Origin of the sequence: Ruminococcus sp. AM26-12LB, assembly GCF_003480785.1 — a bacterium.
GTDB lineage: Bacteria > Bacillota > Clostridia > Lachnospirales > Lachnospiraceae > Blautia_A > Blautia_A fusiformis.
The window spans coordinates 38,178-48,310 of the sequence record NZ_QUJX01000024.1 but is presented as its reverse complement, the minus strand read 5'-3'; the positions used below and the strand labels follow the sequence as shown (position 1 = coordinate 48,310).

9 protein-coding genes are annotated in these 10,133 nt (G+C 43.9%); 2 read left to right on the top strand and 7 right to left on the bottom strand.

The features are described 5' to 3' along the window. Positions 1 to 255: 255 nt before the first annotated feature. Together DW694_RS15545 and DW694_RS15540 are read right to left on the bottom strand one after the other, a co-directional pair. Entirely contained in the window at positions 256 to 1,188 is a 933-nt protein-coding gene (locus DW694_RS15545; RefSeq protein ID WP_173746717.1) for a serine hydrolase, read from the bottom strand. 5 nt (positions 1,189 to 1,193) lie between these two features. Continuing rightward, positions 1,194 to 2,540 (bottom strand): APC family permease, encoded by a 1,347-nt coding sequence (locus DW694_RS15540; protein ID WP_021653084.1) that lies wholly within the window; start codon positions 2,538 to 2,540, stop codon positions 1,194 to 1,196. A gap of 259 nt (positions 2,541 to 2,799) precedes the next feature. Between DW694_RS15540 and DW694_RS15535 the strand changes: the two genes are divergently transcribed. Together DW694_RS15535 and DW694_RS15530 are read left to right on the top strand one after the other, a co-directional pair. Continuing rightward, complete coding sequence (locus DW694_RS15535) at positions 2,800 to 3,636, top strand: MurR/RpiR family transcriptional regulator (protein ID WP_118753298.1); 837 nt, start codon at positions 2,800 to 2,802, stop codon at positions 3,634 to 3,636. Between the two features lie 21 nt (positions 3,637 to 3,657). Continuing rightward, positions 3,658 to 4,605, top strand: a complete 948-nt coding sequence (locus DW694_RS15530; protein WP_015526597.1) for a serine hydrolase — start codon at positions 3,658 to 3,660, stop codon at positions 4,603 to 4,605. A 154-nt stretch (positions 4,606 to 4,759) separates the two neighbouring features. On the opposite strand, the gene DW694_RS15525 is transcribed toward DW694_RS15530, so the two are convergent. From DW694_RS15525 to DW694_RS15505, 5 genes are all read right to left on the bottom strand, one after another. Continuing rightward, positions 4,760 to 5,818, bottom strand: coding sequence for an ABC transporter ATP-binding protein (locus tag DW694_RS15525; RefSeq protein WP_118753297.1), 1,059 nt, complete (start codon positions 5,816 to 5,818; stop codon positions 4,760 to 4,762). Then, positions 5,808 to 6,644: a sulfate ABC transporter permease subunit CysW gene (gene cysW / locus DW694_RS15520; protein WP_118753296.1), complete on the bottom strand. Its 837-nt coding sequence runs from the start codon at positions 6,642 to 6,644 to the stop codon at positions 5,808 to 5,810. The genes DW694_RS15525 and cysW overlap by 11 nt, the downstream gene beginning before the upstream one ends. Next, the gene (gene cysT, locus DW694_RS15515) at positions 6,644 to 7,483 is read right to left on the bottom strand and encodes a sulfate ABC transporter permease subunit CysT (RefSeq protein ID WP_118753295.1); all 840 of its coding nucleotides are present in this window, start codon (positions 7,481 to 7,483) and stop codon (positions 6,644 to 6,646) included. The genes cysW and cysT overlap by 1 nt, the downstream gene beginning before the upstream one ends. A 151-nt stretch (positions 7,484 to 7,634) precedes the next feature. Then, on the bottom strand, positions 7,635 to 8,660 hold the full coding sequence (locus DW694_RS15510; protein ID WP_118753294.1) for a sulfate ABC transporter substrate-binding protein: 1,026 nt from the start codon (positions 8,658 to 8,660) through the stop codon (positions 7,635 to 7,637). A gap of 266 nt (positions 8,661 to 8,926) precedes the next feature. Next, positions 8,927 to 10,111, bottom strand: a complete 1,185-nt coding sequence (locus tag DW694_RS15505) for a LacI family DNA-binding transcriptional regulator (protein ID WP_243121568.1) — start codon at positions 10,109 to 10,111, stop codon at positions 8,927 to 8,929. Between the last annotated feature and the right edge of the window lie 22 nt (positions 10,112 to 10,133).

Sequence of the window (10,133 nt, the reverse complement as noted above, 5' to 3'; positions counted from 1 at the left end):
TTCAATTACTTGCATAAATTCGATGGACGCGTCTTATATCCCCATAGTTGAAGCAGGGGGTTTTACGACGCATTGGATAAAATACTATATTCCAAAACGACACAAAAAAATCGCCGAACCCCAGTAAAATCAAAAGGTACAGCGATTTTTTTGTTTAGCAACTGTCAAAGACAGGAGTATAAAACGGTTTCTGACCAATGTCAAGCCAGAAAGATTTAAGCCCTCTTACACTGTCTGATTTGCCAGACAGAATTCTTATAATTCCGGAACCACTGTAGTCCATAGATGATTTCCTATTTTCTGGAAATCCCCCTCCAGAGACATTACAGTTACTACTGCATCCTTGTCAGGAAACGCCAGACAGAACTGACCATAATTTCCATCGGATCGATAGGAACCGGCTTCCGGATTCATTACAAACTGATATCCATATCCAAAACCGGAATATAGATTTCCCGGACTTCCTGCCACTGAATTATCCACCAGATTGGACGTTGCCATCTTCATGTACGACTCTGGCACCAGCTGTTTTCCATTATAATTTCCCTTGTGAAGAATCATCTGTCCATACCGGGTAAACTCATCAATATTCACATAAAGTCCATTAGCCGCATGCACATGCCCTTTCGGACACAAAGTCCAGTCTGGATTTCCAATTCCCAGCGGCTCAAAAAAGCGATTTCTCAAATATTCCAGAAGATTAACTCCCGCACGTTTTTCAATCGCACAGCTGATCATATAAGTATTAAAATTGCTGTACAGCCATTCTGTTCCCGGTTTTTTTATCACTTTCGCATTCTCGAAGAAATATCGGATCCAGTCCGGAGTTGTGTAACGCTCCGGCCAGTCACAGAAAAACAGAGAGCTTTCCAAACCTGTAGTCATTGTCAGCATATTTTCCAGCGTTACATCCCCCAGATATCCGTCCGGATTCTCCGGTGCATACTCTGGAAAAATATCCACAATCTTCTCATCAAGTCGAATCAGCCCTTCATCAAGTGCGATTCCTGCCGCACAGGACACAACACCCTTGCATGCAGACCAGGTATTCAGGCGGGTTTTCACCGGCATTCTTTTATATTCTGCCGTTAACTGTCCTTCACGCCATATCTGCGCATACATAACATTGAGATTTTCTTTTAAAGTTTTGATAGCAAATTCATTGATCAGGTTCTGGTCTTTATTCATAAACATTAATCCTCCCACACACTTGTTTCCATCTTTACATCAGGACTTACACTTCTAAACCATCCGTAAGCCATGCATACTACAATGGCTATCAGACTGATGATTACTACCGGAAGTTTCAGGCTTCTGCAAGAATTGATAAAAATGCAGATATATGCAAACAGGCTCAAACAGCAGAGGAAATAATATTTTCCGTTAGAAATATGCATTGGTGATTTTTCCCATGCTTCTGCATGTTTTTTCGGAAGCTGGAAATACGCATAAATCTGCAGAAATGCCAATGCTGATGCCAGAAGCATAATATTATTTACAACATCACTGATAGAAAAGTCCAGTAACACAGGTAATATTCCCATAAGATAAGTAAATGTCATCAGTTTCCAGTAAGCCCCTCTTCTGTTCTGAGCTGCCCATGATTTCGGAAGCCATCCATCTTTACAGGACTGTGCAACCGGAATACAGTTATTGGAAATTGTTGAATTAATGGATGAAGACAGTGCAAGTACCGGACCACCAATCATAAATACTGTGAAAAGTGCCGGATTTAAAATATTTTTTGCAACCAGGGTAAGCGGCTGTCCGGCTACCTGATCCAGAGGAAGCACACCACTTGCTACAATTGCAACACCGCCATATACAACCATCAGTGTCGGAATACAGTACAGAAGTGCCTTTGGAATATCTTTATGCGCTTCTTTTGCCTGTTTACCATAATTCATAATGCAGGAATATCCGTTTGTTGAATATACATACAGCATGATTGCGGAAAAGAATCCGGATGGACCATTGGAGAAAAAGTCTGGTGCTGTAAACTCAAACACCGGATTTTTCAGCTGGAGGCATCCCAGAACAATAAACAGACCAAGTGCAACAAACAGCAGGATAACCAGAATTTTCTGTACCTTCGCCATTACATCCACACCACACAGATTGATGGCAAAGAACACACTCAGGGCTGCAATTCCAAACCATTTCGCATTAATCTGCGGCCACAGGGAATTTGCATACATACCAATTGCCACACCATAAGTCGCCAGATTGATCGTCTGTGGCAAAAATCCTACTGCATACATACCGGCAACTCGTTTGCCGGCCATATCTCCTACCAGAGAATAAAATCCTCCTCCAAGTTTCAGTGTAGATGTGATCCATGGAATTGGTGCAATCATCATAAATCCCCAGATACATGCAGCTACATATGCCAACCATGCTGACTGACCAGTCAAAAGAATTGCCGGTCCGATCAGTGTCAGAACACCCGATCCAATCGCCTGTCCTACACCGATTGTATAAAGATCACTTCGTTTCAGGTAACCTGTTTTTTCTTTTATTTCCTTTACTGTTGACGACATAAAAGCCCCCCTTTTTTATTGACTTTAACATTAATAGTGTAATTAATTCTTTTTCTGACGTCATATGAATTATTTAATGCTATATTAACATCTAGGTTTCAAGATTTCTATTGACAATATTATTAAAAATACACACTTTAATTTGTGCATTATTTACATCTTTTTTATATTAAGAAGAATTTTTTGCTCCATTATATTGTAATCAAACTTTACACCTGTTATAATTTATTATACTAATCGTACAGTACAGGAGGTTTTCATGAAAATAGAACAGTTGATCCGTGAAAAAGTATCTTTCCTTTCTGCCGGTCAGAAGAAAGTCGCCGAATATATATTACAACACCTTGATTCATTCAGTTATTCCACCCTTGCGAAACTCAGCAAGGAAATTTCCGTAAGCGAAACCACTATCATACGCCTTGCCTATTCCCTGGGATTTGAAAGTTTTTCTGAAATGCAGCGTACTGTACAGAATGATATTCTTTCCGTTCCTACGGTTATAAAAGACGATTCACGGCTGGATAGCGGAAATTTTTATCAAAACATCATTGCCAATGAACTCCATTCCATGGAAAACTGGGCATCTCATCTGAATCAGGAAGATATGGATCAGATTGTTACCCATCTGAGCAATGCCAAAAAACGCCTCATTGTTGGTGCACGCTCTTCCTACAGTGCCGCTCTCTGGATGGGAACTCTGTTGAATCAGCTTCTTGGAAATACCAAGGTGGTTCACGAATTTTACGATTCCAATTTCGAATATCTCACAGAAGCATCCGAGGATACAGTTGTTCTTCTGATCTCTTTTGCCCGCTATACCAAATGGTCTCTGAAATATGCACAGATTGCCAAAAATCATGGTGCAAAGATACTCGCCATCACAGACAGCATTTCATCACCGGCATGGGCGCTGGCAGACCACGCTATCATTATAGAGATCAATCTCAATGAAATGGGATTTAACTCCTTCTCATGCCTCTATTGTCTGTTTGACAGTATTGTTGCAAAAATCCGCAAAACCAGGTGCAAATCCATCAGTACACGACTTCATGACCTGGAAGAACTTTATTCAGACTTTGATCTTTTTTACGAATAATAATTTCAGGGGGGGATTATCATGCAGGAAATTTTAGATATTTTTCTTGAGAAATCAAAGCAACATCATTCCAATATCATCTACGCACAGATATATAAAAATGATCTTCTAAAAGAAGAATTCAGACTTTTTCCGGTCAAAACCCGTTTAAATATATGGTCTATCAGCAAGCCTTTTGTTGCAATGGCCGCAGGTATCGCAGAACGTGAAGGACTGATCACTCTTGATGAATACATTTATCCCTGGTTTGAAAAATATTTCCCTTCCGACCCTTCTGAAAATCTGTACAAGATAAAGATCCGTGATCTTCTTACCATGTCATCCGGTCAGAAAGATCCGCTCTTTTTCTGCGATGGACCAGAGCGATACAGAGAAAAGGACTGGGTGAGATATTTCTTTCAGAATGATTCTTTTCCATATACACCCGGTACTCATTTTGTGTACAGCAATTTTTGTTCCTATATTTTATCTGTTCTTCTGGAAGAGAAATCCGGAACGGGTCTGCTGAATTATCTGCGATATCGTTTCTTTGAACCGGTTGGCATTCCGAATCCGGACTGGACCCTCTGCCCTCAGGGACATTGTATGGCAGCTAACGGACTGTATCTGACGATTGATGAATTGGCTCGTTTTGGACATCTGCTTCTGCATGAGGGTTCCCTGAACGGAAAACAGATCGTCCCAAAAAAATTCGTGATTGATGCCTGTCAGAAACATATCGATTCTTACAATCCACTGACGGAGCATCCGGATTACCAGAGCTATGGTTATGGATATTTCATATATATGGGACCTATGGAAGATACACTGATCCTGTCCGGCAATTACGGCCAATACTGCGTCGTTGATAAAAAACGTCAGATGGTATCCTGTGTCATGTCCCTGGATGGCAATGACCACAAAAAAATCCGTGATGACCTGGTGGATTCTCTTGCAGAATATTACGGTGTGAAAATTTCACATATATAAAAAAATGCCACTCCGCGGCCACATCATATGATATTCGCAATCCGCTAACGCTACTTGCTCATAAAAAAATGCCGCTCCCGCGGCCACATCATATGTTATTCGCAATCCGCTAACGCTACTTGCTTATAAAAAAATGCCGCTCCGCGGCATTTTTTTATATCACTAACCAATCCTCAATCATAGCTGTATTATGTAGCAGTACTGCCTCATTTCCCTTCGTTACAAAAATCCTCTGCACAAACACATCCACAACTTCACCTTCCCGGACGGGTTCTTCGTCAAGGCTTCTTCTGGCGCTGAGTGTGGTGTTTCCTACTCGGACTTTCAGTTCCAGGCTGCTGCCGCGGAATGCGACTCGTTCTACGATGCCCTCTGTTGCGGAGCTTTTATATTTCTGTTCCTCGTTCTTCTTAGTCACTTTTACAAACTCCGGACGGACAATGGCTTTTTCGCCTCCCGGAACTTCCTCGAAGTGATTGAACACCTGGTAATCATCGATCACAGAAGTCTGCCCGAAAAATCCCGCCGTAAACGCAGTATCCGGATTCTGATAAACCTCCAGTGGAGTTCCCTTCTGCTCGATCCGTCCACGGTTGGTAATAATAATTTCATCCGCCACCTCAATAGCCTCATCCTGGTCATGGGTAACAAAAATACTGGTGATCCCCAACTTCTCGATCATATCCTTCAGCCAGCTTCGAAGCTCCGTACGGATCTTTGCATCGATCGCCGCAAAAGGCTCATCCAGAAGGAGAAGCTGCGGATTCGGAGCCAGAGCCCGGGCAAAAGCCACTCGCTGTCTCTGACCACCGGACAGCTGACTCGGATATCTTTTCTCCAGGCCCTTCAGCCCGATCAGCTCTACCAGTTCCATAACCCTCTGCTTAATATACTTCTTGTCCGCCTTCTGCACCTTCAGGCCAAATGCAATATTATCATACACCGTCATATACCGGAAAAGAGCATAATTCTGGAACACAAATCCAATGCCTCTCTCGCTGGCAGGCACATCATTGACCACTCTTCCGTCGATGATGATCTCACCGCTGTCCGGCTGCTCCAAACCGGCGATCATACGGAGAATCGTAGTTTTTCCGCTTCCGCTGGGCCCCAGAAGACCGATCAGCTTCCCCTTTTCGATACCAAAGCTTACGTTATCAGATGCCTTGTAATCCCCATATGTTTTATTGATATTTTTTAACTCAACGTACATCGCCTTTTTCCCCCTTTCCTTTATGCTCCAGAACATTTCTTGCGATCAGAAGGATCACCGCCAGGATCACCAGGATCGAAGAAACCGCAAATGCCGGAACATACTGGAATTCGTTATAAAGAATTTCCACATGAAGCGGAAGTGTATTTGTTTTTCCACGGAGATGTCCGGACAGTACGGACACAGCTCCAAACTCTCCCATGGCTCTGGCTGTACACAGCACAACACCATAGAGAAATGCCCACTTGATATGTGGAAATGTCACCTTGGTAAAAATCGTCCAGCCTTTTGCTCCCATCAGTGCTGCCGCCTCTTCCTCATCGAACCCTATGGATTCCAGAACCGGTATGATCTCTCTGGACACAAATGGAAATGTGACAAAAATCGTTGCTAGGATAATTCCCGGAACTGCAAACACGATCTGTATCCCTGCACTTTCAAGAACAGAATAAAGAGGACTCTGCTTTCCAAAAACCAGGATATAGATAAGACCTGCGATAACCGGTGATACTGTAACCGGAACATCGATCAAAGTGGTAAGGAGCTTTTTTCCCCGAAAATGAAATCTGGTCATTGCCCATGCCGCACACAGACCAAAGATCGTGTTGCATACAACAGCCGCAGCCGTCGCCCCAATGGTCAGCTTCAGCGCTTTCAGCGTGTACTCATCTGTCACCGCCTGCACGTAGCACTGCCAGCCCTTGCTCAGCGCCTGGGTTACAACAACCACCAGAGGCAGTACCAGCATCACAAAAAGAAAGATCACGGAAATCCCGATAAGAATCCATTTCACCGGCCCGGAAGCCTGCTTCTTTTTTTCATCCATTATGCATCCCTCCCTCTGATACGTTTCGTATTTCTTGCCTGCACCAGATTCACACCAAACAGGATCAGAAATGATACTGCCAGTGTAACCAGTGCGATAGCTGTTGCGCTTTCATAGTCAAACTCCTGAAGCTTTGACATGATGATCAGCGGCGTGATCTCTGTATAATAAGGCTTATTTCCTGCGATAAAAACAACGCTTCCGTATTCTCCCAGGCAGCGTCCGAAGGCAAGTCCCGCCCCGGAAAGCATTGCCGGCAGAAGCTCCGGAAGAATAACTCTGCGAAAAACGGTGAATGGCTTTGCACCCATGACACGAGCCGCCTCCTCATAAGAACCGTCCAGCTTCTCCAGCACCGGCTGAATGGCCCTGACTACAAAAGGGATTCCCACAAAGATCAATGCCACCGTGATACCGATCCTGGTATATGCGATCTTAATACCGAAATTTGCAAAAAAGCTTCCCACCAGACCTTTATCGGATGTCAGGGATGTCAGTGAGATACCGGCAACCGCAGTCGGCAGTGCGAAAGGCAGCTCGATCATTCCATCCATGATCCTTTTTCCCGGAAAATCATATCTTACCAGCACCCACGCAAGGACCAGGCCCATAATAGCATTGATCACTGTGGCCGCAAATGCGGTAATAAAGCTTACATAGAATCCGCACAAAACCCTCGGCCGTGTGATCACATCAATAAATTCCCGAAAACTCAGCCGCGCCGAGTATACTGCCAAAGACGCAAGAGGGATCAGAACTACGATACTCAGCATCGCCAAAGTCACTCCCATTGTCAGTCCAAAGCCTGGTATCACACGTTTACTCTGTTGTTTCTTCATTTCTGTCTCCCCTCTTTTCTATTCTAAGTTTCTGATCTGTTACAAATTCCCGGTCTGCTGCAAATCTCTGACTCTTCTACAATTCTCTAATCTGTTGCAAATCTCTGACTCTTCTACAACTCTCTGATCTGTTATAAAATCTCAGGCTCTTCTACTCTTCATAGATCTCATCAAACACTCCGCCGTCTGCGAAATGCTTTTTCTGAACTGCATCCCAGCCGCCGAAATCTTTGATCGTTGTCAGCTTCACCTTCAGATCAAAAGTATCTGCATGCTTTTTCAGGATCGTCTGATCAATCGGTCTGTAGTAATTCTCAGCGATCAGCTCCTGAGCTTCATCGGAATACAGATATTTCAGATATGCTTTCGCAGCTTCTGCATTATCATGCTTTTTCACATTTTCATCTACAACAGCAACGGACGGCTGTGCCAGGATACTGATGCCCGGCGTTACGATCTCGTAATCATCCGGATTGTCCCTTACAGAAAGAAACGCTTCATTTTCCCAGGCGATCAGCACATCCCCCTGCCCGTTTTCCACGAAAGAGGTTGTGGCACCTCTTGCACCGGAATCCAGAACCAGGACATTTCTATAAAGCTTCTTAATAAAGGCTTTCATCTCTGTCTCGTTGCCATTATATTTCTCATTTGCATAAGCCCAGGCTGCCATGTAATTCCAGCGGGCACCACCGGAGGTTTTCGGATTGGGAGTGATCACTCCCACACCATCCTTTGTCAGATCATCCCAGTCGTGGATATTCTTCGGATTTCCCTTCCGAACAAGAAATACAATGGTGGAAGTATAAGGAGCACTGTCATCCGGATATTCATCGATCCATCCCTTGTCGATCAGACCGGCATTCCGGATCGCATCGATATCATATTCCAGTGCAAGTGTCGCCACATCTGCAGGAAGTCCGTTGGAAATCTCAAGGGCTTGCTTTCCGGAACCGCCATGAGATTGGATCACATCCACACTCTGACCTGTTTCTTCTTTCCAATATTTTGAAAAAATCTTATTATACGCTTCATAAAATTCTCTGGTCGGATCATAGGACACATTGATGATCTCCACGTGATTTTTATCCTTTGTATTGTTTCCCGATACTGCAAAAGTTCCTGCCAGTACCACTGCTGCCAGTGCGATACAGACACCTGCAATGCGTTTTCTTTTCATGATCTGTGTACTCCTTTACAACCACATTTTTATTTGGAAATCTTTTTCCCACCAATGTAAATGCTTCATTTCGCTGTCAAATCATACCTGTTCTTTCCGTTTACTCTGATTCTGTGGTTCTATAATTTTTTTTATTTGAATTGAATACATTAAACCATATTATTCCCATTAATTAAATATGAATATCTGAAAACGTTTTCACGAAAATACTCTGGTCATTGCGCAACTGCATCCTGTCTGTCACTATATCTGCGCATCCGCAATCCTCAGATACAATAATCGCTCCACATACTGTCCTCCACACTGCTGCAGCTGTTCCGTATCATCAGTCTGCCTTCCAGCTCCATTCGCACAATACCGGAATGTCCGCCCTTCAGCCGGTCCAGCAGCAGGTATAATGCAAATTTTCCCATATCCTCCTTGGGCAGGCTCACCGTTGTCAGCATCGGTCTGGTAAACTGTGCCTCCTGTATATCATCGCTGGATATGATCGAAGGCATATAATACCGGTTCCGAAATTTATTCAGGCACTTCAGCATTCCGATCGCCGAAATATCATTGGCACAGTAGATTCCGGTTGGCATGTCGTCCGACTGAAAGAACTTTTCCATGGCCTCGTAGCCCTCGGCCTCAGTCTGCTTTGTTTCGATAACATACTCCGGTATCACATCCAGATCATGCTTCTTCAGTGTTTCCAGATACCCGTTATACCGGTCCTCGCTGTGACACTGGCCAATATAACCGATATTTTTGTGCCCCAGGGAGATCAGATATTCCACTGCCGCTGCTGCGATCTTTTTCCCATCGCAAAGGACCTCATCCACTTCATAATTGGTAGAATTCCGGTTCACCGATACCACACTCTTATACTTCTTATTCAGCTTCTTCAAAGCCTCTTTATTACATCTGCCGATGATGATCAGTCCGTCCCTTTTCCCTTCCACCTCGTCATACATTCCGTCGATCAGCCGGTCCAGATTCTCCCTTCGGCACTTCCGGTCATCGGAAAACACAGACATATACCATACTTTGGAAAGAATGCAGTTTTTATCATGGATCTCACTTTCGATCACCCGAAGGAGCTCCGCAAAAAACGGATCCGTTGTGGAAGAATCGGTTCTTGTCATCAGGATATTGATGTACCAGGTTTTCTCCTGCTTTGCGGAAACGCCTTTTTTCAGATTCCGGGCCGCCTCGTTGGGCACATAATTCATCTCGATAGCTGTTTTCCATATCTTATCCCTGAGTCCGGAAACAGAACATTTATAATTGGGATTATTCAAAACTCTGGAAACCGTCGCCGGTGAAACCCCTGCCTTTTCTGCGATCTTCTTGATGGACATGTACCCGTCCCCTCCCTCTGAAAAAAGTCTGCCCGCTGCCAGTCCTGTAAGCTGCTCAACGTCATCTGTGTAACTCAGCATCATCAGTGTAACAGAACTTTTTATCATTTCTTATTTCATAGTAATTAAA